A 21,017-nucleotide genomic window follows, 5' to 3' on the forward strand; every position below is an offset into this window, starting at 1 on the left:
CGGCTGATTTATGTGGACACGGGACTTTCGGCTAGTCTAACGATCGTATTGAGAGCTTCTTCCCAGTTCCGATCAGAATGCTCATACATCGTAGGGGTTGCGAAGTTGCAATGCTCTAATTGCAGGATCGTCAGATGATCTCGGTTGGTCAATGTGAATGTAATCACGGAATAGTTCTCCGGGCTATCCGCCATCCCGGAAAAACCACTCCAGTAGTCATAGGAGAACACGGTTGACGCCTCTAATTGCAGTACATGCCCCTTATCTTCATACGCTTCGCCTTTCCACATAAATTGGAAGGAAATCGGATCGCCTATGTTCCAAGTTGTCTTCATGGTTACACCAAGCCATTGCTCGATATGTACTGGGTTGGTTAGGACATCCCATACCGTATGGGTTGTTGCATGGATTTCTCTTTGTTTCTGAATCGATAACGTGCTGCTCATGATCGGGCCCCCTCATTATTTATGGAGTTAGATTTCCTTATTATGGGATCGTATCACAAGCATGATCATGCGTATCGTAGAAACGCGACAAATATAGCGCTAATCCCCACAAAAAAACACCCCCTAGACCGTCTAAGGGGTGTGCTGCATATGGTTGTGATCTTATTTCTGCAATCCGTAAATGTTGTAGAGCTCATCAACCATGAGGTTCGCTGCACGAACGCCGCCAGCTGTGTTAAAGATCGCGTCATCGACTTTGAACGCTTTCTTGTTCTTCACGACATTCAGGTTCTGCCACAATGGATCATTCATGAATTCTTCCGCTTGTTTATTCCCTTTGTCGTCACCTGTCTCATACGTGAAGTAGAGCATCATATCGGCATCGACTTCAGGAATGCGTTCTTTCGTAATTTCTTCCACGAAGGTGTCTTTGTAGTTCGTTTCCGGACGCGCAATTCCGATTTGTTTGAAAATGATACCTGTGAACGTGTCGGAGAGGTAAATACGTGTTTTGCCACCCATAAAGCGGACAACGGATACTTTCTCGTTCAGCTTATCGCCAGCTTTGGCTTTGAAATCATCAATTTTCTTATCGAAATCTGCTAGAACCTGCTCGCCTTCGGTTTTCTTGCCTAGGGCTTCCGCATACAAGGAGAAGTTCGATTTCCATTCACCGCGAAGCGTCTCGGAGAATACGGTTGGTGCAATCGCGCTTAGCTGTTGGTAGACTTTCTCTTGGCGCATTTTGTTCCCTAGAATTAGGTCTGGCTTGAGGCTTGCGATCATTTCGATGTTCGGTTGGGACTCTTCACCGAGTACCGTGACGCCTTCCATGTCGGCTTTGATATGATCATACCACGGGTCGCCTGTAAAAGATTTCACTGCGCCTATCGGCTTGATGCCGAGCGCCAGCACAGCTTCGGTTCCTTCATTCGTAAGAACCACGATGCGCTTTGGTGTTCCCTTGATTGTCGTCTCGCCCATGGCATGCTTGACTGTATATGATGTTGTGTCCGCCGCTGGAGCCTTGTCTTCCGCCGCCTTCGACTCGGAGCCGGACTGGCCACCGCATGCGGTAAGCACGAGAATCACTGCGCATAGTAGGGCAAACATTCTGGTTAACTGAGATGTACGGTTTAATGCACGCATGTTGATAAATCCCCCTAAAACTTTAATTGATAATGATTATCATAGGGGATGGTTAGGAGGGTGTCAACAATTAATTGAAAATGATTCTCAAAACAATTGACAGCGATGACTTGGTCTCCTACAATTTAACTTGGATTATAGCAATTAGGGTCTCGAATAAGCATAGGCAGACGGAGTCGATCATAATGAATAGAGGAATTTTAGCCAAACCTTATAAGATTACAGGACTGTTCATCTTAGTGGGACTCGTTGCCGTGGCGATGATCTGCAGTGTGTTGTTCGGTGTGACGCAAATATCATTTCACACGGTTATTGAATCTTATACGGCATTTAACGGCTCGAATGAGCATTTAATTATTCAGCATACGCGTGTGCCCCGGGCGCTCATCGCGGCTTCGGTCGGTGCAGCACTCGCGGTTGCAGGTGCTTATATGCAAGGTCTGACACGGAACCCCTTGGCTTCGCCAAGCATACTTGGGGTTAATTCCGGTGCGGCCTTTTTTATTGTTGCGACGTACGCGCTCTTCTCGGACATCTCGCTAAATGTGCTGACTTGGGTGGCATTCTTGGGCGCTGCGGTTGCAGTTGTCATCGTCTATATTCTCGGTTCACTCGGCAGGGATGGCATGACGCCGATTAAGATTACGCTCGCAGGCTCAGCAATGACAGCCTTCTTCGCCTCTTTAACGCAAGGGATTCAATTAACGAGCGGCAAGGCATTCGAGCAGACGTTGTACTGGTTGGTAGGTTCGGTCGCGGACCGCGAGCTGAATATGCTGACGGCCGTATTTCCTTATATGGCGATAGGCCTAATATTGGCGTTGTTCATGGCGGGCCAGATGAATGTGCTCAGCATGGGGGAAGATGTCGCGATTGGTCTCGGCCAACGTACGGCGGTAATTAAGATCATGGCGGTGATCATTATTCTACTTCTGGCAGGGGGGTCTGTTGCGGTTGCGGGACCGATTGCCTTCGTGGGGATTATTATTCCGCATATTTCTCGTTATTTCGTGGGAACCGATTATAAATGGGTGATTCCATACAGTATTTTGCTTGGCGCACTCCTTCTATTGACGGCGGACATTGGCTCCAGATTCATTGTGATGCCGAAGGAAGTGCCGGTCGGTGTGATGACAGCGATCGTCGGCGTTCCTTTCTTCGTGTACATTGCGCGCAGAGGAGTGGATGCGAAATGAAGAAGTTCATCACGGTTCGAGGTCCGTTCTATTCTTTTCTCATGAGCCGCAAAGTCTTAATGGTAAGTATGCTGTTGTTCTTCGTGATGCTGGCCGTCATTGTCTTAAGCGTTGGGATGGGGAGTGTGCGGATCAGTGTTATGGATACGATCTCGGCCCTTTTCGGGCATGCGAAGGATAGCTCGCATCAGGTCATTATCTTCAGTCTGCGCCTACCGCGAATCGTTGTGGCGATGCTCGTCGGTGCTGCGCTCGCGGTATCTGGGGCGATTCTGCAAGGGATGATTCGCAACCCGCTCGCATCACCCGATATTATCGGGATTTCGGGCGGAGCAACGCTCGGCGCGGTCATCTATTTCTATTTCTTCGCAGAGACGACAAGTATTCATATGCTGCCGATTGGCGCAGTCATCGGTGCGTTCGTCTCTACATTCGCTATCTATTTGATGGCTTGGAAAAAAGGGGTATCCCCCTTGAAGCTCGTGCTGATCGGAATCGGGATGAATGCGGCTTTTACCTCGATTACGTACATGCTCTTGATCTCGGCGCCGTTCGTGCTGGCACAGAAGTCGCTGACGTTCATGACAGGTAGTATCTACGGTACCTCATGGCAGAATGATGTGCTGCCGCTGCTGCCTTGGGTTCTGATCTTGATGCCGGCTGCGATGCTGTATGCACGTCATGTGAACGTACAGGAGCTCGGCGATGATGTCGCCTCAGGTGTGGGCAGCTCGGTTCAGAAGCATCGACTGGTGCTGTTGATTATCGCCGTTGGCCTTGCAGGCGCTGCCGTCGCGATTGGCGGGGCGATTGCTTTCATCGGTCTCATGGCACCGCATATTGCGCGCCGGTTGGTCGGTCCCGCCTTCGGTGGGGTGCTCCCCGTCTCGGCCTTGATCGGCGCATTGCTGCTGCTCCTTGCCGACTTTATCGGCAGAACGATGTTCACGCCGCTCGATATTCCGGCAGGCGTATTCACCGCGATCATTGGTGCGCCGTTCTTTGTCTACTTGCTCTATCGTCATCGTAAATCATAAATGTGTACATCGAGGGGGTTCGACCTATGATCGCCATGGAAACGAAGGATTTGAGTCTTGCGTATGGTGATGCGCTCATATTTAATGAATTGAATTTTGCCATTCCAAAAGGCGAGATTACGGTCTTCGTCGGCAGCAACGGCTGCGGGAAGTCCACGCTGCTGCGCTCCCTCGCACGCTTGATCAAGCCGAAGGACGGGAAGGTCTTGCTGGATGGCAGTGAAATTGCCAAGCTATCGACGAAGGAAGTCGCTAGGCGTCTAGCGATTCTGCCTCAAGGACCGATTGCCCCGGAAGGGCTGACTGTGCTGCAGCTGATTAAGCAGGGGCGCTACCCGTATCAATCCTGGCTTCGGCAATGGTCGCAAGAAGATGAGGACATGGTGAAGCAGGCGCTTGAAGCGACGGGTATGACGCCATTCGCAGAGCGGACGGTCGATTCCTTGTCGGGGGGACAGCGGCAGAGAGCCTGGATTGCGCTAACCTTGGCGCAGGGGACGGATACCATCTTGCTGGATGAGCCAACGACCTATCTGGATTTGACACATCAGATTGACGTCCTGGATTTGCTATACGAATTGAATGAACGTGAGAATCGCACCATCATTATGGTGCTGCATGACATTAACCTCGCCTGTCGATATGCGCACCATATGGTTGCAATCAAAGACAACCGGATCTGGGCGGCAGGCAAGCCGGAGGAGATCGTGAATGCCGAGCTTATGTCCTCGGTATTCGGCATGGAATGCGTGATCTCGCAGGATCCGTTGTTCGGCACACCGATGGTCATCCCGCACGGGAGAGGGCGCAAGCCTTTTGAAGAATAGTTGGAAAATAGAAGTATCGACGACCCTCCACGGCTTACGGGCTGCGGGGCGGTCGTCTTTTTGTATGGTAAAGAGACGATAAAGTGATTGTAGAATCATCAGTGGAATAATATACTAATTGTGGAAATTGGCGTTCATGTTATTAATCTTCTGATGAGGTGATCTCCGTCTTGCGGAAAACAAAGACGTTTCTTGTGTTCTTATGTGCCATTTTGATTGTTCTTTATACGGTGATTCAATACGGATTTTTTGATGCCAAGCTTGCTGGATTGGTGCAGTTTAAGCTTCAAAGTCCAGATTTTCATGTTACGCCATGGGTCTATTTTTTGTATGCTCACATTGTGACGGGGGCGCTTGCGCTGCTCATCGGCCCATTCCAAATCTTTCGCAAGCAGCGGCATGCGAAGTCTCGCGATATGCACCGCTGTCTCGGGATGGTCTATGTCATTTCGATTTTTATTAGCGGCATCGTCAATATTTATCTATCGTTATATGCTACTGCGGGATGGATCGCGCAGACCGGGTTTATCGCCTTAGATCTTGCATGGATGTTCACGACCTATATGGCCGTTGCCAAGATTATGCGGCAAGACCTTCCCACACATCGGAACTGGATGCTCCGCAGTTATGCCTTGACGTTCGCTGCGGTTACGCTGCGGGTGTATCTAGGACCCCTGAGTCTCGCCTTGGGGGATTTTGAGCTCGCCTATAGATTTACGGCTTGGCTGTGCTGGGTACCGAACTTAGTCATTATCGAGATGGTCATTCGATCTCGCTCGGTTAAGGAACCAACAAGATTCGCCCGCTAATCTTCCGTTGCTCGAACGCCTCATGAGCCAGAGCTGCATCCGCGAGCGGGTAGATGCGGTCAATTTTGACGGATACCTGGCCCTCCTGAACCCATTGGACGAAATGCTCTGCATAGGTCTGCCATGAATCTCTGAAGTATAAGAGGGAGAAGCGATTAATATAGAGCGAACCCTTCTCCTGCAGGGTCATGAGATCGAAGGGCGGAACGAATCCGCTAGCTTGCCCGAAAAGCTCCAAATATCCGCGCGGGGCAAGGCTGTCGAGGCTGCCTTCGAACGTATCCTTACCTACGCCGTCATAGACGACATTGACGCCTCGGCCATTCGTGATGCGCCGTGCTTCCTTCGCAAAATCCGCCTGCGTGGAAATGATGATCTCATCTGCCCCTGCCTCTCTGGCGGCGTTCGCTTTCTCTTCGGTCGATACCACAGCAATGACATGACCTCCACGAATTTTGGCCATCTGCACGAGGAAGAGTCCTACACCGCCTGCGGCAGCATGCACAAGGCACCAATCGCCTGGCTTAATCGGATATGCCTCATGCGTCAGGGCATAAGCCATGAAGCCTTGCACCAGCCCGGCTGCCGCTTGCTCAAGTGTTAGCTCTCCCGGGACAGGAATAAGGTAATTGGCGGGCGCTACGACATGTGTCGCGTATGTTCCGCCTCCACCCCCGCAAATGACACGATCCCCAATCTTCATAGGAGTGTCTCCCGATCCGAGCGCTTCTACAATCCCTATACATTGACTGCCGATGGTTGCAGGGAGTTCGTATTTCAGACCACCTTCTTTTTTGTAAAAAGCTTGCTGCACGAGGTCGCCCCGCCGATGCTGTATATCGAGGAAATTCACGCTTGCTGTTTGCACGCGGATGAGGGCTTCGCCTGGTGCAGGCATGGGTATCGGCAATTCCTCGAATTGCATCACTTCAGGACCACCGTAGGCATGGATACGAATCGCTTGCATGTTCATTGAAATACACTCCTTTGATATATTTATTTTGTTTCATAGATACAAATTATTGTTTCTTGGAAAATATATTATTATGCGTATGCTGTGTTGTCAATATTGTTTCGGAGAAACTTTAAAATAAAGTGCGTTCTTGATATACTGTGCGTAAGTCTATTTTGTTAAGGAGATTATCGTATGACGCAACCATCAGACTCGAATTGGAGCACAATCGAAGCAACCCATAAAGCACAATTAGTTCAGGAATTAATGGAGACGACGACCAAGCTGCAGGCCAAATTCCAAGCGGAGGATGATGAAGAAAAGCAGTGGCTGGTTGCGAATAGCAGTAACCCGGAGGTTCTAAGCTTCTTGCAGGAGTCGACGGTGATGATGCTGCATGTGATTGATGCCATCGGACGGCTGGAGCCGGTGAATGGCATCACGATCTCCAAGCAGTTCGGTATTCCGAAAGGCAGTGTCTCGAAGATCACACGGCGATTGGTGGAGAAGGAGATCATTCGTACCGAATATCTTCCCGGAAACAAAAAAGAGGTGCTATTCTGCACAACACCACTCGGCAAGGAGATCTTCGACCTGCATCAAGCGCTACATCGTCAGATCGACCGGGGCGTGCATCGATTCCTCCAGCGGTACAACGAAGACGAGCTAAAGTTCATCACGCAATGTCTGCAAGATACGCTCGAAGCCTCGTGGATCCATGACGATTCGCAAGGGGAATGGTCTCTGCCTGATCCTACACCCGTCCAGCCGCCAGCGCAGCCGATCTTGCAGGATGCCGAAGATCGGGACGAAATCATGAAGATGTTGAAACCGCTGAAGGGCCCTGAGTTGAAGAAGGCAAAGGCCATTCTGAAGGATGTCTTTTTTACGTCGTTTGATGAATAAAGTAGTAGTCGCACCCGAACAGAGGGAAGAGGAGCGTGTGGTTGCTTGAACAAGACAGACCGATTATTGGCCATCGTATTGGAATTGCAGCGCACTGCGGTGTTACGCGCGGAGGATCTGGCGGCAATTTTCGAGACGAGTGTTCGGACTATTTATCGTGATATTCAAGCGTTAAGCGAGGCGGGTGTACCCGTGGTAGGAGAGCCGGGGGTAGGATACTCCTTGATGGAAGGGTACTTCTTGCCGCCGGTTAGTTTCACAGCGGAGGAAGCGGTCACTTTGCTGATTGGGACGGATTTCATCGAGCAGCGATTCGATCAGGATTATGGTCTGAAGGCACGCTCTTCACGCGGGAAAATCGAAGCGATTCTGCCGGAACCCGTTCGGATGGAAGCAGCTCGGGCGCGTAAGACGATACGGCTGCTGACAACGGATGACGAGAGATATCGTGGTCCGGAGAAAACTTATGTAGAGATGATTCGCCAAGCCATTCTACTCGGCCGCAAAGTGAAATTCGGCTACGCCAAACGATTGCCAGGAGAGGACGGGAATCGCCACAGCGTGCGGGTGGCGGCACCTTATGGACTGGTGTTCACTAGAGGCTCGTGGGTTCTTGTGGCGAGCTGCGAGCTGCGGCAGGATATTCGTCATTTTCGGTTATCGCGGATGAACGAACTGACGATGCTAGAGGATACTTTCCAGCCGCCGTCGGACTTCAACCTTCAGGATTATGCACCTCCAGATGACCGTAATATCGTCGTGCGAGTTCAGGTACATGCGGCGATCGCGGATAAAGTGAAGGAGTCCCCGAACTATTACAACGAAGCCATCGAGGAGCAGGAAGGTGGGGGTCTGCATATGACCTTCCGTGTCCGACAGCCTGAGGAGATGCTCCAATGGGTGCTTGGGTGGGGCGCGGGCGTCGTTGTGCTTGAGCCGGATTCACTCTGTACACGGGTTCGTGAAGAAATTCATCACATGCTCGAACACTACTGACATAATGGTGTCAGTAGTGCTGTGATATCGTGGAATCAAATGACAATAAAGGAGCTGTTCGTAAGAATGAATACACGCGAATCTTTACAGAAATTTGAGGAAACGGCGAATCACTATATTCATGTGTTAGACCAATTCAGTATGGAGCAATTGACTCGTCAGCCCAGTGAAAGTGAATGGTCGCTGGGGCAAATGATGCAGCATCTCATCAACTCGGCAATCTATATGCATTTACGGAATGTAGAGCTGTGCATGACAGCGAATGAGACCGGGGCTGAGCTAGCTGCGGAGAAATCCGAAGCTGGCGTAGCGTTATTTGAACAGGGGAGCTTCCCGCCAGTGCGTATCCAAGTACCGCCATCCCCGCAATATACCCCTATGCAACCGGCCAGCAAGGAGCAGCTCGTGCAAGGGTTGAAGACGGTGATTCAGCGGATGCGAGAAGTAGAGTCGACACTCGCTCATGCGTCTCAGTCCAATAAAGTCGCTCATCCACGATTCGGTGCGATGAACGCGACAGAATGGTATTTGCTCATTGAGATGCACTACCGTCATCATTTGCTGCAGCTCGGCCGGTTGAAGGAATTTCTATACGCATGAACATGGGGAACGAAGGGGTGGGAACGATGGCAACCGACGCGCTAAGCGAGCCATGCCGATACTGGATTGGTGTCGTATCTGCAACACATGTGAAGCGCGGCGTGGCGGGTGGGTTCGCACAACTCTGTCACGGTAAGTCAGCGCCTTTGCGAAGAATGCGTCAGAATGACTGGTTGATCTACTATTCTCCACGAACGGAAATGGCCCAAGGGGAGGCGCTCCAAGCATTCACAGCCATTGGGCAGGTTGCAGATGACAGCGTCTACGAATTTCAAATGTCCGAATCCTTTGTGCCATTTCGCCGGAATATTCACTATCGTCCGAGTCGGGAAGTGAAGATCGCCGATTTATTGGACCAGCTTAGCTTTACGCGTGGGAATCGCAATTGGGGATATTCCTTCCGGTTCGGTCATTTCGAGATCGGAGGGGAAGATTTCCAGATCATTGCCAGAGCAATGCTGGAAGATGCGGGTTTGTCTATATGAGAAGTCTATGTTATCATTCAACCCTATAAGGTACCCCTAACAACGAAGAATAGAGGTAATCATTCGATGTCTAATTTGCCCAACTGCCCCAAATGTCAATCTGAGTATACGTACGAAGATGGCAATCTATTGGTCTGCCCGGAATGTGCACACGAGTGGACGCTAGAAGCGGAAGCTGCGAACAGCGAAGATACGAAAGTCTACAAAGATGCCAATGGCAATATCCTAAGCGACGGTGACACCGTTAGTGTCATCAAGGATTTGAAGGTCAAAGGCAGCTCTTCCGTCATCAAAATCGGTACACGAGTCAAAAATATCCGTCTCGTCGACGGCGATCATGATATTGATTGCAAAATTGACGGTTTCGGTGCGATGAAATTAAAGTCGGAGTTCGTGAAAAAAATATAATATCTGCACGAAAAGGGCATTCCTCTCGCAGGAGTGCCCTTTGTTGTTCATTTGAAATGCAGCGATAGCGACAGATCAATAAAATACTTTGGTATGAAGCACCTGCATGGCTTGTTGAATATCCTTCCATTCCTCTTCGGATGCACCTTTCATGCGCTCTAGAAAACGCCCTCCAATACGCGCGAAAGCGGCATTCATCATCGCCTGTCCTTCCTCGGAAAGGCGAATCATTTGTTTTCGTCGATCATCCACCGCATCGAACTTCTCGCATAGATTTTTCTCGCATAATTTACGGATTTCACGGCTCGTATTCGGCATAGAGATATGCTTACAATCGCTGATCTGGCTTAGGGTGACGGGTTGGCTAACGGCCAAGTATTCTAGAATGCCGTACTGAAGTGGTGTTATGTCATCAGGTTTAATATCCTTCGTAAATGTATGGGTTACTTCATGAACAGCCGTCGTGAAGGCCACGATCTGTTGAAAAAATGCTTCTTTATCCACCATAGCTCACCTCTCCTTCCACGATAACAAATTCATTATCTATAAACAATTATCATTTGACAACTAAATAATGACATGATAGCATCTAGTTATCAAATGATAACTAATGAGGTGGGACCATGAAAGTACTGGTAATCTATACGCATCCGAATCACGAGAGTTTAAGTTATGCGTTTTTGGAGCAAGTGATCCAAGGCAGCAGCGAGAACGCGAATATCGGCGAGGTTCAGACGCTTGATCTATATGAAGAGGGGTTCAATCCCGTCTTAGTCTTCAATAAGGAGAAGCGCAGACGGGATATGCATATCGATCCGAAGCTCGCGAAATATCGAGATCAGATCCAATGGGCTGATAAAATCGTGTTCGTCTATCCGATCTGGTGGGGACGTCCTCCGGCGATGCTTCTCGGCTATATTGATCAAATGTTCTCATCGAACTTTGCGTATCGGGACACCGGCGGCATGTTGCCCGAAGGGTTGCTGAAAGGGAAGTCGGCGGTGTGTATTTCTGTGATGAAGGGCCCGCCGCTCTATCCGCTATACTGGCTGAATAACTCGCATAAAATATTAATGCGCAAAGCGCTGCTGCATTATGTCGGGATCAAGCCTGTGAAGTTTTTCGAGTTCGGGAATATGGAGAGCCCGAAGGGGCGGCATGCGGAGAAATTAGATAAGGTTTATCGGTATTTTAAAGCGGTCGCGAGGTAAGCCATTGATCTTCATGGATTCATTCGATAATCTGTGATAAGATTTACACTTATGATGTGTGTTCAAAAGTCGGCATTTCAGCACCTGAAAGTTTTCAAAGAAAACTTACATCGTAAGCGTAAGCTTAGGTTGAGAATGACTTCGTGATGTATTAACCTTTATCGAAGCAAATCCTCGATGAGCGACCGCGATCGTAATGTAGGTTTAGACGCCAATCAGAAAGAACGTCACTTTCTGATGTGGACAAACGATGACTTTTTGAACAACCTCTTATATTGAATGAGGAAGTGAACGTAGTTGATCAACATTACCATTCCAACACCGGATGTTACAATTTTGAAGCAAGAGAACCCGCAGCTAAGCCATATTTATGGATTTACGGATTTCCATTTGATCTCGAGAGAGGTGGGGGGAATCTTCATGTTCTACAATGCGAAGGATGAATTGTTGTTCGTCGGGAAAGCAAGAAAGCTTAGACCACGGATCAAGAAGCACTTCGAAGACACGGTATCCCCGATCAAAGAACACCGCGAGGAAGTAACGAAGATCGAGGTATGTGTGGTAGAAGATGCGGTTCATCGCGAAATCTACGAAACATATATTATTAATGCGTTGCAAGCCAAGTACAATGTAGACAAAGTTTTCTACAAGTAGAAAAGCTGTCCATTCCAAATCCTCTCCTCGGAATAAGATAGAGTGTATCGATTTCGAAGATGAGGATCGGTGATGGCGATGGCTAAAAAGCAATCTGAAGGAAATAAAAGGGACATTCACTGTCATCAATCGATGATGTGTGAATGTCCCTTATTTTATTGTGCACAATCGTTATAGATGAATGAGGATTGGTTAGTTGGCCTCCATACGGGCAATTTCCTTGTGTACGATCGGCACAACCTTGGTGCCGAGGAACTCAATGGTGCGAAGGGTTTCCCGGTGCGGCAATGAGCCGACATCGACATGTAGGAAGAACCGATCCAGACCAAGATTCTTGCGTAATAGGACGATTTTCTCTGCGACATATTCGGGATCGCCGACATAGAGCGCACCTCGAAGGCTGCGTGCACCGTCGAAGGATTCACGCGTATACGGCGGCCACCCGCGTTCACGTCCGATTTTGTTCATGGCCGCATGCGTGGAAGGATAATACATCTCCGCAGCTTGCTCGTTCGTATCACTAATAAAGCCGTGCGAATGCGATGCGATCTGCAGCTTGGATGGATCGTGACCGGCCCGCGCTGCAGCTTCCTTATAGAGCGAGACTAATGGAGCAAACCGCTCCGGCATGCCGCCGATAATCGCGAAGGTAATCGGGAGTCCGAGTGTTCCTGCGCGAACTGCGGATTCTGGTGTGCCGCCGCTGGCAATCCACACAGGCAGTGGTTCTTGCACAGCTCTTGGATAGATGCCGAGATTATCGAACGCTGGACGATGACCGCCGCGCCATGATACCTTTTCCGATGCACGAACGGCTAATAGTAACTCGAGATGTTCTTCGAATAACTCATCATAATCCTCCAGACTATAGCCGAAGAGCGGGAACGATTCAATAAATGAGCCACGACCCGCCATAATCTCAGCTCGACCGTTCGAGAGTCCGTCGAGTGTAGCGAAGTCTTGATATACGCGAACCGGGTCCGCTGAAGATAGTACGGTAACGGCACTGGAGAGCCGGATATGCTTAGTCGTGGAAGCGGCTGCTGCAAGAATCACAGCCGGTGAAGAAGCAGCGTAATTCGCGCGATGATGCTCGCCGATGCCATAGACGTCGAGACCGACTTGATCGGCGAGGACGATTTCTTCGACCGCACGGCGCATCCGTTCTGCATGGCTAATTGCTTCGCCGGTCACTGGATCTGGACTTGCATCTAGAAAGGTGCTGATACCAAGTTCCATTCGTTTTGTTGGTTGGGTCATGTTCTCTGCCTCCCTTAATTACGAATATTATACTATAATTTTTATTGTCACTCAAGTAAAGTTAGTTAAAAACAAAAATAAAAGTGAATGACAACAGCCCCTTCAACCCTAAAGGTTGAAGGGGCTGTTCCATATCCATTAACGAGGTCTTTTCGTGAAGATCTGGAACGTGACGCCGAATTTATCCGTTACCACACCATATGCAGGGCTAAAATAGATTTCTTGCAGCGGCATCTCGACTTTGCCTCCTTGTTGCAACGCTTCAAAAAATTGCTGCGATGTGGACGCATCGCTCGTCGAGAGGCAGATGCCTACATGGTTTCCAGTCACAAGTGAATCGCCTGGGATACTATCGGATACGAAGAATACCGCCTCATCGATGCTTAATACCGAATGTGCGATACGCGCCTTGGCATCAGCAGGAAGCGTACCTTCCGGTGCATCTCCAAAGGGTTGCTGGAAGAGAACCTTTGCTCCTAAAGCTTGCTCATAGAATTGAATCGCTTCCTTGGCAGTTCCGTCCAGTAGTATAAATGGGTTTACTTGTGTAGACATGTTCAACAACTCCTTCAATATTGGTAATCGATCGATCCAGCTCTGCTGCCTTGCTGCTGGACTTTGATCTTATTGTAGATCATAATGGTGACAACTATTGTCATGGTTAATTCCAACACAATAAAATTTTCTAATAAAATGGGGGCAGATCATGCCAAAATCCAAACGACTGATGGAAATGATGATGGTCGTCAATCAGAAGCGGAAATTTACGGTGAAGGAACTTGCCCAGGAATTCGGCATATCGCAGCGGACGGTTCTTCGGGATTTGCAGGAATTAAGCGAACTTGGTGTACCCTTGTACTCGGAGGTGGGGCCGCATGGCGGATATCGCGTGTTGAAGGAGAGAATCTTGCCGCCGATTGCTTTTACGGAGGAAGAGGCGATTGCCATCTTTTTCGCGACGCATGCTTTGCGCCACTATACCTCGCTGCCCTTCGAGACGGAGTCTTCTTCTGCCTTGGGTAAATTCTATTACTACATGCCAGAAGACGTACGGGCGCGGATTGACCAGATGAAATCTCGAGTCGATATTGTCACGCCGATGCGGGATGCGGGATCGCTATTTCTAGCACAGCTACTGGATGCGGCCGTCCATCAGAAGGTGCTCAGCATCGATTATGAGTCCCGTGGCGGCAGATCGGAGCGCGAGGTGCAGCCGATCGGCATTTATACCAAAAACGGCTTCTGGTATTGTTCAGCGTACACATTCTCGTATCAATCGATACGTGTGTATCGTTGCGATCGGATGCATGCTGTCAGTCCTTCAATAACGGAGCCTCTCCCCGCCATCCGCTCGCTTAATTTGGATACGATGGATTTGAATTGTTCACCTAGCTTAGAAGAACCGAAGATAGAACTGGTTGTGGAACTCAGTAAAGAAGGCGTGGAGCTGTGTGAGGCCGAAATCTGGTCAGCGCCTTATGTTCGTAAGCGTGAGGATGGATCGGGTTCGATGGAAGGCGAGGTACCGCGCAGTGAGATTCCATACTTAGCGAAGTTCTTCATTGGGCTTGGCCAAGATGCCAGAGTGCAGCGTCCGCAGGAGCTCGTAGATCGTATTCGGCAGATGCTTAGCGCACTGGTGGATCAGTATGGCGGGGGATGAAAATATATTTTAGTGATAAAGGAGAAATGCATTGGATGAAACAAGAGGCCCCATCCCTTGAGGGTGTTCAACAAGTTGTATCGGAATGTCTTCGTTCCTCCCATTTCACGGTTGAAAGAGTACTCAGTGGCGTATCAACCTATGTTTATCGTGTTCATTCGTCTGGTAAAGTGCTATATCTTCGCGTTCTACCGGAGAGAGAGTTGAGCTTTGGCGTAGAAGTGCATTTGCACCAGTTGCTGAGACGAAGAGACGTGCAAGTTCCTGAAGTGATCCACTTTGAGCATCACAATGAAATACTGGGCATGTCCATCATGTTGGTCACAGAGATTCCGGGTATAGACGCAAGTAGTTGCGCATCCTTCGATAGGTATAAGAATCTCCTTAAGGAGGCAGGGCATCAGATCGCTCGAATTCATCAAGTAGACGTCGACGGATTCGGTTGGATTGTGAGAGGCGATGCTTCTCTTGAAATGACTTTACGGGCTGAGAAAAGTAACCTTTATGATGTCATTCATGCATTTTTGGACGAAGATTTATCAATATTAGCAGGTCATGTAATTAGTCTGGAGGAAGCTTCTCGGATCAGGAGGATATTGGGTGATGGTACCGATCTTATGACGCGGCATTCTTCGAAATTAATCCATGGGGATTTTGATGACTCCCATATTTTTCAGCAGGATGGCCGGTTTACAGGCATTATTGATTTTGGAGAAATACAAGGGGGCAGCCCATTGTATGATCTGGGACATTTCAAGTTACATGACGGCCAACGTTATCAAGGATTTGATGCTTTGGCGGCGGGGTATCACGAAGTACGGATGCTTACGAACGATGATCATTCGGAAATTGACCTCTGGGCTTTATGGATTGGGATTCGAAGGCTTGGCATGATGTATAAAAGGCCTTGGGGCGGCTATCACGAGCACTTAAGCCGTACAGTGAAGCAACTACTAGCGCAAATGTAACCTATGAAATAATATATTTTTTGACGTATAATTTCCATTAATTTCATGGTAAGTTAGAGATGACCTCATAGATTTACATCACACATTTTGATGTCTATAGGAGGCAGCGAACCATGGAAAAATTGATCTTGAGCTTAACGTATTTCTCAGCATTGGGTGCTGGGCTGATGGCAGGTTTGTTTTTTGCATTCTCGACCTTTGTGATGACGGCGCTAGAACGGATACCGAAGTCACACGGCATTAGCGCGATGCAATCCATCAACCTGACCATTCTGAATCCCTTGTTCGGGCTTGTATTTGGCGGTACGGCCTTGGCGTGTATTTTCCTCGCGATTACATCCTTTTTCCGACTAGGTACCGTCAGTGCCAATCTAATTCTGGCAGCTAGTCTACTCTATTTGATTGGTGTCATATTGATAACGATGGTATTTAATGTACCTCTCAATGATGCACTCGCTGCTGTGGATCCGAATAGTGCCTCTGGTGCTGATGTATGGCGTACCTACTTAGACCGCTGGGTGCCATGGAATCATGTGCGTACGATCGCATCGCTTGGATCCCTTATTTTGTTTATCATCGCGCTTCGTTGGAAGTCCTAATTATATTTTTTCTAAAAATTTATCGCGAACCTGTCGATTTCGGAAGTTTCCGTTCGTCGTCCTAGTAAATGCAACGTTAATCTCTATCGAAAAGGAGACATTTCCATGTTAACAGCAACTTCAAAGGACGGAACTAAAATCGCGTATGACAAAGCAGGTCGCGGACCATCACTCATCCTGGTAGCGGGAGCGTTTAGCTATCGTAAATTTCCGGGACAGGTACAATTGGCGAAGCTGTTATCTGAGCAATTCACAGTATATAACTATGATCGTCGAGGTCGCGGCGATAGCGGTGATTCATCCTCATACGATATCGCACGCGAGATTGAAGATCTCCAAGCCATGATCGATGAAGCTGGCGGCTCGGCTTATGTGTGGGGATTGTCATCCGGAGCGGTCCTTGCGCTGCAGGCGGCAGCGAGCGGGGCGAAGATTACGAAGCTGGCTCTGCATGAACCGCCATTCGTCGTGGATGCGGCAGGCCATAAGCCGCCGAGTGATTTCGCCAAGCACGTGACGGAGCTAATTGCTGCGAATCGCCGAGCGGACGCGATCAAATATTTTATGACGCAGGGCATGGGCGCGCCTTCATTTGTGGTCGGTATGATGCGGCTGATGCCGGGGGTATGGTCGAAGCTGATGGACGTGGCGCCCACGCTCCCTTATGACGCGGCTCTGCTTAACGGATATATGGACGGCAAGCCGCTGCCTGATGACCTGTGGACCGCCGCTGCGATGCCAACCGTCATCCTCGAGGGCACAGAGAGTCCGATTCAGCTGCGACACGGTGCACAGGCACTGGCGGGTGTGCTGCCTAATGCGCAGCTGCGGAGCAAGAAAGGTCTCGGCCATACCAAAAAGCTTAATGCGCCAATGATTGCCTCCGAGCTAACAGCATTCTTTTGAAAAAAATAATATTGATGTCGATTGGGTCCAATCGCATTCGTCGTATAGTATAGAAGCGGATTTCGTAAGAAACGGAGCTTCAACACATTAGAGGAGGAAGATCGCATGAGATTTATGATGATTGTCAAAGCAACAACCGATTCGGAAGCAGGGGTAATGCCTAGTCAGGAGCTTATTGATGCGATGCAAAAATACAACGAGGAATTGGTGAAGGCCGGTGTGCTGCTCGCTGCGGATGGTCTCATGCCAAGCTCAAGCGGTATTCGCATTTCTTATCCAGAGCCTGGAGGCAAGCCAAAAGTGGTGGACGGTCCGTTCACCGAGGCGAAGGAAATGATCGCGGGATATACGCTGATCGAAGTGAAATCTCGAGAAGAAGCGATTGAATGGGCGATGCGTATGCCGGATCCTCATGGCTTTGGGCAGGGCGAGGTTGAGCTTAGACAAGTATTTGAAGTCGAAGATTTAATGACCGACCCTGACACGTTGGCCAAGGAAGCGCTGCTTCGCAAACAGCTTGAGGAGCAGAAGCAAGCGTGACAGTAGCGAATACACAGCGAACCATTGATGCCATATGGCGTATCGAATCTGCCAAGCTGATTGCGGGATTAACGCGAATGGTAAGGGACGTGGGTCTCGCAGAGGATTTAGCCCAGGATGCGCTGGTGATTGCTTTGGAACGGTGGCCGGAGATCGGTATCCCAGACAATCCGGGTGCCTGGCTAATGACGACGGCCAAGCGGCGCGCGATTGATCTGCTTCGCCGGAACAAGGTGCGTGACCAGAAATATGTAGAGCTGGCTCACAACATGGATTTGTATACCGAAGAAGACATAGATGCTGCACTAGACGGGGAGATCCATGATGATCTCCTCCGTCTGATCTTCATGACCTGCCATCCCGTGTTATCGCAGGACGCAAGAGTTGCCTTGACGCTGCGTTTACTGTGCGGGCTGACAACGGACGAAATCGCACGCTCGTTCCTTGCGGCTGAATCCACGATTGCTCAGCGTATTGTGCGCGCGAAGAGAACGCTGAATGCAGAGAAGGTTCCTTTTGAGGTACCCGTCGGGGACGAGCTCAAGGAACGTCTGGCCGCCGTGCTTGAAGTCATTTATCTGATGTTCAACGAAGGGTATTCAGCAACTTCCGGGGATCATTGGATCAGGCCGCTGCTCTGCCAGGAGGCGCTTCGACTGGGGCGCGTTCTTGCTGAGATTGCACCGCAGGAATCGGAGGTTCACGGGCTGGTTGCCTTAATGGAGATTCAATCATCCCGATTCAGAACTCGGGTGAATGCGGCAGGAGAACCTGTGCTTCTCATGGATCAGAACCGAGCGCAATGGGATCGACTATTGATTCGCCGTGGGTTGGCGGCACTCGAGCGCAGTCAGAAGGCTGGACGCCCACTCGGACCTTACGCGCTGCAGGCTGCGATTTCGGCTTGCCATGCTGAGGCGCCTACCGCAGCAGAGACGAATTGGATTCGGATTGCAGCCTTGTACGAAGCGCTGTCTCGGGTATCACCATCGCCGATTGTTGAACTAAACCGGGCAGTTGCTATTTCCATGGCGTTCGGTCCGGACTTCGGCCTGCAAATTGTGGATGGGCTAAGTGCTGAACCTTCCTTGAAGGGCTACCATCTGCTGCCAAGTGTGCGCGGCGATCTACTGGTGAAGCTGGGGCGGCTCGATGAAGCTCGTGTGGAATTTGAACGAGCAGCGTCCATGACTCGGAATGCAAAGGAGCAGGAATTGCTGCGAGGTCGAGCGGCAGAATGCGCATATGACACATCGAAATAATTTTTTTAGCCACCATGTCGATTACCTCGTTTCCCGTTCGTCGACTTCATAGAGGAAGAGATTCGGCAGCTTGCCGCTGACCTAGATCATCTTTCGATTAGGAGGGAAACGATAATGCGATTTATGTTGATAATCAAGACGACAGCGTACTCAGAGGCGGGTGTGAAGCACAGTCAGGCATATGATGAGGCGAGGATAGCTTATATGAAATCGTTGGCTAGAGCCGGTGTGCTCCTCGCGGACGAAGAACTTCAGCCGAGTGGCACCGGGCTTCGAATCGGGTATCCGGTACATGGCGGAGAGCCTGAAGTAACGGCGGGACCTTTTCCAGTAGATCAAGGGCTCATTGCGGGGTATACGCTAATTGATGTGTGTTCTGAAGAGGAAGCGATCGATTGGGCGCGCCGGATGCCGGTCCCTTATGGGCCTGTGGCATTTGAAATCGAGGTGCGCAAGCTCGAAGAGAATCGGCACACGCCAAGGAACCCCCGGATTCTGGCAATGGAAGATGATTTAGAAGACCAACGGAGCATGTTGAAAAAATATAATAAAGGGGCATATACAAGATGAATCAGGAAATCACCGACTTTATCGAAGCGTTAAAAGAACCATGGCAGGGAGAACTGTCCACGAATTTGCGTCAGATTGTGCATCAGGCGATACCGGAAGTGCAGGAGCGTATGCAGTATAAGAAGCCCCATTTTCTGAAAAATGGCAAATATGCCGCTGTGATCTCGACCTCCAAGGATGCGGTTAGCTTTACGATTTTTCATGCTACGGACCTGGAGCTTCCAGAGGGAATGTTCGATGGCCCGCCAGAAAGAAAGACCTTGAAGCTGCGCAAGGGGGATACGGTGGATTCCGGACAGCTCGTGTCATGGGTCAGCCAAGCATCGAGCGTACTTTGATTGCGAATATCAGGTTTAAGTTGTCAGGTAGGAGAAGGACTGTTCTTTGCAGCACACATGTGCTTGGGGCGGTTCTTTTTTGCGTCAAAGAGGCGAAAGACGAACGAATTCATGGGATAGAGAAGGCATAAGCATAAGAGTGAAAGCAATACAGTTTGTAGAAAAAGTTGGTGGAACATGCCGATCCGTCGCACGAACCGGACACCCCTCGTCTTTGTCCCAGGGATGTTCGGATCAATGAGCAGTACCATTATTCCAGGGACAGGGCATTGGAGTTTCGGCGTGGCGGGCGTATTCTACGAACCGTTCATTCAATTGCTGCAGGAAATGGGTTATCAATTACATGTTGATTTGTTCATCGCCTACTACGATTGGCGGCAGTGTATTCCCGATATCGTGGATACGTATCTTATGCCTGTCTTGAACAAAGCTAGACGTGTAACGGGGGCAGCTCGTGTCCATCTCATCTGCCACAGTATGGGAGGATTGGTCGCGAGAGGTTATGTTCAGAGCAGGCATTATCAGGACGATGTAGACCAGCTCATCCTGTTATGTACGCCCAATGCAGGATCGCCGTCCAATTATCGCTACTGGACCGGGGGGACACTAGAGCCCGATTGGGAGGCATCTGAGAATATCGTTACCATGGCCATGAACAGTTACTTGGATAATTTGAAGCATGACAACCCGGAGAATCCGCTCGAAGCCGTACATACGTTGTTTCCGAGCTTGCATGAACTCGTGCCTGCCAGGGATTATGGTGATTACCTCGTCGTTGGCTGTGACAATGCGATGCGGTTCGTTCCATATCGCACGATGCAGATACAGAATGCTTTCCTCGATCGATTGAATGCGGGTCGTGCAATTATGTACCATCGCGGAATCCGGGTGACATTAATCGCAGGGATTGGGACTCGTACCGTGCAATTTCTTCGCATGGTGCAAGGATCGATGAATAATGGGGAGCTTGATGGCGCCCCCGTCTGGCGTACGGTCAATAGTGATGCGGGTGACGGGAATGTCATGGTGAGCAGCGTATTTGTGCTGGAGGGCGACAAACATCTCGTTGAAGGCAATCATATGCAGGTGTTATTACGCAGTGAGTTCATTCTTCGCTCGAAGTTGATTTGAATAGAGATAGGTGAATTGAGCTCAAAGACACTAGATTGAGTATGAGGCGCTAGTGTCTTTGTTGTGTCTCGCGTGTCGTCGTTCGCGTTTTTGCGTTAAAATGA

26 protein-coding genes are annotated in these 21,017 nt (G+C 49.6%); 20 read left to right on the plus strand and 6 right to left on the minus strand.

Annotated features, from left to right (window positions below):
* Window positions 1–8: 8 nt before the first annotated feature.
* Both ACFQZR_RS06040 and ACFQZR_RS06045 read right to left on the minus strand, forming a co-directional pair.
* Complete coding sequence (locus ACFQZR_RS06040; protein ID WP_379343908.1) at window positions 9–446, minus strand: SRPBCC family protein; 438 nt, start codon at window positions 444–446, stop codon at window positions 9–11.
* Between the two features lie 162 nt (window positions 447–608).
* Window positions 609–1,595: an ABC transporter substrate-binding protein gene (locus tag ACFQZR_RS06045; protein WP_379343910.1), complete on the minus strand. Its 987-nt coding sequence runs from the start codon at window positions 1,593–1,595 to the stop codon at window positions 609–611.
* 185 nt (window positions 1,596–1,780) lie between these two features.
* Here ACFQZR_RS06045 and ACFQZR_RS06050 point away from each other — a divergent pair, with 185 nt between their 5' ends.
* The 4 genes from ACFQZR_RS06050 to ACFQZR_RS06065 all read left to right on the plus strand — a co-directional run bounded on the left by ACFQZR_RS06050 (window position 1,781) and on the right by ACFQZR_RS06065 (window position 5,464).
* Window positions 1,781–2,791, plus strand: a complete 1,011-nt coding sequence (locus ACFQZR_RS06050; RefSeq protein ID WP_379343912.1) for a FecCD family ABC transporter permease — start codon at window positions 1,781–1,783, stop codon at window positions 2,789–2,791.
* Entirely contained in the window at window positions 2,788–3,828 is a 1,041-nt protein-coding gene (locus ACFQZR_RS06055; protein ID WP_379343914.1) for a FecCD family ABC transporter permease, read from the plus strand. The genes ACFQZR_RS06050 and ACFQZR_RS06055 overlap by 4 nt, the downstream gene beginning before the upstream one ends.
* A gap of 26 nt (window positions 3,829–3,854) precedes the next feature.
* Window positions 3,855–4,655, plus strand: a complete 801-nt coding sequence (locus ACFQZR_RS06060) for an ABC transporter ATP-binding protein (protein WP_379343916.1) — start codon at window positions 3,855–3,857, stop codon at window positions 4,653–4,655.
* A 170-nt stretch (window positions 4,656–4,825) separates the two neighbouring features.
* Window positions 4,826–5,464, plus strand: a complete 639-nt coding sequence (locus ACFQZR_RS06065) for a DUF2306 domain-containing protein (RefSeq protein WP_379343918.1) — start codon at window positions 4,826–4,828, stop codon at window positions 5,462–5,464.
* Here the strand turns inward: ACFQZR_RS06065 and ACFQZR_RS06070 are convergent.
* On the minus strand, window positions 5,436–6,437 hold the full coding sequence (locus ACFQZR_RS06070; protein ID WP_379343920.1) for a quinone oxidoreductase family protein: 1,002 nt from the start codon (window positions 6,435–6,437) through the stop codon (window positions 5,436–5,438). The genes ACFQZR_RS06065 and ACFQZR_RS06070 overlap by 29 nt on opposite strands.
* A 174-nt stretch (window positions 6,438–6,611) precedes the next feature.
* Here ACFQZR_RS06070 and ACFQZR_RS06075 point away from each other — a divergent pair, with 174 nt between their 5' ends.
* The 5 genes from ACFQZR_RS06075 to ACFQZR_RS06095 all read left to right on the plus strand — a co-directional run bounded on the left by ACFQZR_RS06075 (window position 6,612) and on the right by ACFQZR_RS06095 (window position 9,811).
* Entirely contained in the window at window positions 6,612–7,322 is a 711-nt protein-coding gene (locus tag ACFQZR_RS06075) for a winged helix DNA-binding protein (RefSeq protein WP_379343922.1), read from the plus strand.
* A gap of 45 nt (window positions 7,323–7,367) precedes the next feature.
* Complete coding sequence (locus ACFQZR_RS06080; RefSeq protein ID WP_379343924.1) at window positions 7,368–8,318, plus strand: helix-turn-helix transcriptional regulator; 951 nt, start codon at window positions 7,368–7,370, stop codon at window positions 8,316–8,318.
* Between the two features lie 66 nt (window positions 8,319–8,384).
* Complete coding sequence (locus ACFQZR_RS06085; protein WP_379343926.1) at window positions 8,385–8,918, plus strand: DinB family protein; 534 nt, start codon at window positions 8,385–8,387, stop codon at window positions 8,916–8,918.
* A complete protein-coding gene (locus tag ACFQZR_RS06090; RefSeq protein WP_379343928.1) occupies window positions 8,915–9,403 on the plus strand; it encodes an EVE domain-containing protein in 489 nt (162 codons plus the stop codon). Before ACFQZR_RS06085 ends, ACFQZR_RS06090 begins: the two co-directional genes overlap by 4 nt.
* A 66-nt stretch (window positions 9,404–9,469) precedes the next feature.
* Window positions 9,470–9,811, plus strand: coding sequence for a zinc ribbon domain-containing protein YjdM (locus ACFQZR_RS06095; protein WP_379343930.1), 342 nt, complete (start codon window positions 9,470–9,472; stop codon window positions 9,809–9,811).
* A gap of 75 nt (window positions 9,812–9,886) precedes the next feature.
* Here the strand turns inward: ACFQZR_RS06095 and ACFQZR_RS06100 are convergent, their stop codons facing one another.
* The gene (locus tag ACFQZR_RS06100) at window positions 9,887–10,318 is read right to left on the minus strand and encodes a MarR family winged helix-turn-helix transcriptional regulator (protein WP_379343932.1); all 432 of its coding nucleotides are present in this window, start codon (window positions 10,316–10,318) and stop codon (window positions 9,887–9,889) included.
* Window positions 10,319–10,434: 116 nt separating this feature from the next.
* On the opposite strand from ACFQZR_RS06100, the gene ACFQZR_RS06105 reads away from it, so the two are divergent.
* Window positions 10,435–11,022, plus strand: a complete 588-nt coding sequence (locus ACFQZR_RS06105; RefSeq protein ID WP_379343934.1) for an NAD(P)H-dependent oxidoreductase — start codon at window positions 10,435–10,437, stop codon at window positions 11,020–11,022.
* Window positions 11,023–11,319: 297 nt separating this feature from the next.
* Window positions 11,320–11,676 carry a nucleotide excision repair endonuclease gene (locus tag ACFQZR_RS06110; RefSeq protein WP_379343936.1) on the plus strand — a complete coding sequence of 119 codons (357 nt, stop codon included), beginning with the start codon at window positions 11,320–11,322 and terminating at the stop codon, window positions 11,674–11,676.
* A 192-nt stretch (window positions 11,677–11,868) separates the two neighbouring features.
* Here the strand turns inward: ACFQZR_RS06110 and ACFQZR_RS06115 are convergent, their stop codons facing one another.
* Window positions 11,869–12,936: an LLM class flavin-dependent oxidoreductase gene (locus tag ACFQZR_RS06115; protein ID WP_379343938.1), complete on the minus strand. Its 1,068-nt coding sequence runs from the start codon at window positions 12,934–12,936 to the stop codon at window positions 11,869–11,871.
* 138 nt (window positions 12,937–13,074) lie between these two features.
* Window positions 13,075–13,491, minus strand: a complete 417-nt coding sequence (locus ACFQZR_RS06120; RefSeq protein WP_379343940.1) for a VOC family protein — start codon at window positions 13,489–13,491, stop codon at window positions 13,075–13,077.
* 151 nt (window positions 13,492–13,642) lie between these two features.
* On the opposite strand from ACFQZR_RS06120, the gene ACFQZR_RS06125 reads away from it, so the two are divergent.
* The 9 genes from ACFQZR_RS06125 (at window position 13,643) to ACFQZR_RS06165 (ending at window position 20,913) form a co-directional block, all read left to right on the plus strand.
* Window positions 13,643–14,599 (plus strand): helix-turn-helix transcriptional regulator, encoded by a 957-nt coding sequence (locus ACFQZR_RS06125; RefSeq protein WP_379343942.1) that lies wholly within the window; start codon window positions 13,643–13,645, stop codon window positions 14,597–14,599.
* 35 nt (window positions 14,600–14,634) lie between these two features.
* Entirely contained in the window at window positions 14,635–15,567 is a 933-nt protein-coding gene (locus tag ACFQZR_RS06130) for a phosphotransferase family protein (protein ID WP_379343944.1), read from the plus strand.
* A gap of 113 nt (window positions 15,568–15,680) precedes the next feature.
* Window positions 15,681–16,166 carry an anthrone oxygenase family protein gene (locus tag ACFQZR_RS06135; protein WP_379343946.1) on the plus strand — a complete coding sequence of 162 codons (486 nt, stop codon included), beginning with the start codon at window positions 15,681–15,683 and terminating at the stop codon, window positions 16,164–16,166.
* Window positions 16,167–16,271: 105 nt separating this feature from the next.
* Window positions 16,272–17,072 carry an alpha/beta fold hydrolase gene (locus tag ACFQZR_RS06140; RefSeq protein WP_379343948.1) on the plus strand — a complete coding sequence of 267 codons (801 nt, stop codon included), beginning with the start codon at window positions 16,272–16,274 and terminating at the stop codon, window positions 17,070–17,072.
* 105 nt (window positions 17,073–17,177) lie between these two features.
* Complete coding sequence (locus ACFQZR_RS06145; protein ID WP_379343950.1) at window positions 17,178–17,612, plus strand: YciI family protein; 435 nt, start codon at window positions 17,178–17,180, stop codon at window positions 17,610–17,612.
* Window positions 17,609–18,874: an RNA polymerase sigma factor gene (locus ACFQZR_RS06150; RefSeq protein ID WP_379343952.1), complete on the plus strand. Its 1,266-nt coding sequence runs from the start codon at window positions 17,609–17,611 to the stop codon at window positions 18,872–18,874. The genes ACFQZR_RS06145 and ACFQZR_RS06150 overlap by 4 nt, the downstream gene beginning before the upstream one ends.
* A gap of 114 nt (window positions 18,875–18,988) precedes the next feature.
* Window positions 18,989–19,444, plus strand: a complete 456-nt coding sequence (locus ACFQZR_RS06155; protein ID WP_379343954.1) for a YciI family protein — start codon at window positions 18,989–18,991, stop codon at window positions 19,442–19,444.
* Window positions 19,441–19,782, plus strand: coding sequence for a DUF1801 domain-containing protein (locus ACFQZR_RS06160; RefSeq protein ID WP_379343956.1), 342 nt, complete (start codon window positions 19,441–19,443; stop codon window positions 19,780–19,782). Before ACFQZR_RS06155 ends, ACFQZR_RS06160 begins: the two co-directional genes overlap by 4 nt.
* A 177-nt stretch (window positions 19,783–19,959) precedes the next feature.
* The gene (locus ACFQZR_RS06165) at window positions 19,960–20,913 is read left to right on the plus strand and encodes an esterase/lipase family protein (protein WP_379343958.1); all 954 of its coding nucleotides are present in this window, start codon (window positions 19,960–19,962) and stop codon (window positions 20,911–20,913) included.
* The last annotated feature ends 104 nt before the right edge of the window (window positions 20,914–21,017 follow it).

It is taken from the genome of Paenibacillus sp. GCM10027629 (genome assembly GCF_042676425.1).
In the GTDB taxonomy this organism is placed as follows: domain Bacteria; phylum Bacillota; class Bacilli; order Paenibacillales; family Paenibacillaceae; genus Paenibacillus_K; species Paenibacillus_K terrigena.

What these genes read in the sequence shown, in the direction of transcription:
- ACFQZR_RS06040 (WP_379343908.1), bottom strand. Translation starts at nt 446, where the DNA reads ATGAGCAGCACGTTATCGATTCAGAAACAAAGAGAAATCCATGCAACA.
- ACFQZR_RS06045 (WP_379343910.1), bottom strand. Translation starts at nt 1,595, where the DNA reads ATGCGTGCATTAAACCGTACATCTCAGTTAACCAGAATGTTTGCCCTA.
- ACFQZR_RS06050 (WP_379343912.1), top strand. Translation starts at nt 1,781, where the DNA reads ATGAATAGAGGAATTTTAGCCAAACCTTATAAGATTACAGGACTGTTC.
- ACFQZR_RS06055 (WP_379343914.1), top strand. Translation starts at nt 2,788, where the DNA reads ATGAAGAAGTTCATCACGGTTCGAGGTCCGTTCTATTCTTTTCTCATG.
- ACFQZR_RS06060 (WP_379343916.1), top strand. Translation starts at nt 3,855, where the DNA reads ATGATCGCCATGGAAACGAAGGATTTGAGTCTTGCGTATGGTGATGCG.
- ACFQZR_RS06070 (WP_379343920.1), bottom strand. Translation starts at nt 6,437, where the DNA reads ATGAACATGCAAGCGATTCGTATCCATGCCTACGGTGGTCCTGAAGTG.
- ACFQZR_RS06075 (WP_379343922.1), top strand. Translation starts at nt 6,612, where the DNA reads ATGACGCAACCATCAGACTCGAATTGGAGCACAATCGAAGCAACCCAT.
- ACFQZR_RS06085 (WP_379343926.1), top strand. Translation starts at nt 8,385, where the DNA reads ATGAATACACGCGAATCTTTACAGAAATTTGAGGAAACGGCGAATCAC.
- ACFQZR_RS06090 (WP_379343928.1), top strand. Translation starts at nt 8,915, where the DNA reads ATGAACATGGGGAACGAAGGGGTGGGAACGATGGCAACCGACGCGCTA.
- ACFQZR_RS06095 (WP_379343930.1), top strand. Translation starts at nt 9,470, where the DNA reads ATGTCTAATTTGCCCAACTGCCCCAAATGTCAATCTGAGTATACGTAC.
- ACFQZR_RS06100 (WP_379343932.1), bottom strand. Translation starts at nt 10,318, where the DNA reads ATGGTGGATAAAGAAGCATTTTTTCAACAGATCGTGGCCTTCACGACG.
- ACFQZR_RS06105 (WP_379343934.1), top strand. Translation starts at nt 10,435, where the DNA reads ATGAAAGTACTGGTAATCTATACGCATCCGAATCACGAGAGTTTAAGT.
- ACFQZR_RS06115 (WP_379343938.1), bottom strand. Translation starts at nt 12,936, where the DNA reads ATGACCCAACCAACAAAACGAATGGAACTTGGTATCAGCACCTTTCTA.
- ACFQZR_RS06120 (WP_379343940.1), bottom strand. Translation starts at nt 13,491, where the DNA reads ATGTCTACACAAGTAAACCCATTTATACTACTGGACGGAACTGCCAAG.
- ACFQZR_RS06125 (WP_379343942.1), top strand. Translation starts at nt 13,643, where the DNA reads ATGCCAAAATCCAAACGACTGATGGAAATGATGATGGTCGTCAATCAG.
- ACFQZR_RS06130 (WP_379343944.1), top strand. Translation starts at nt 14,635, where the DNA reads ATGAAACAAGAGGCCCCATCCCTTGAGGGTGTTCAACAAGTTGTATCG.
- ACFQZR_RS06135 (WP_379343946.1), top strand. Translation starts at nt 15,681, where the DNA reads ATGGAAAAATTGATCTTGAGCTTAACGTATTTCTCAGCATTGGGTGCT.
- ACFQZR_RS06140 (WP_379343948.1), top strand. Translation starts at nt 16,272, where the DNA reads ATGTTAACAGCAACTTCAAAGGACGGAACTAAAATCGCGTATGACAAA.
- ACFQZR_RS06145 (WP_379343950.1), top strand. Translation starts at nt 17,178, where the DNA reads ATGAGATTTATGATGATTGTCAAAGCAACAACCGATTCGGAAGCAGGG.
- ACFQZR_RS06155 (WP_379343954.1), top strand. Translation starts at nt 18,989, where the DNA reads ATGCGATTTATGTTGATAATCAAGACGACAGCGTACTCAGAGGCGGGT.
- ACFQZR_RS06160 (WP_379343956.1), top strand. Translation starts at nt 19,441, where the DNA reads ATGAATCAGGAAATCACCGACTTTATCGAAGCGTTAAAAGAACCATGG.
- ACFQZR_RS06165 (WP_379343958.1), top strand. Translation starts at nt 19,960, where the DNA reads ATGCCGATCCGTCGCACGAACCGGACACCCCTCGTCTTTGTCCCAGGG.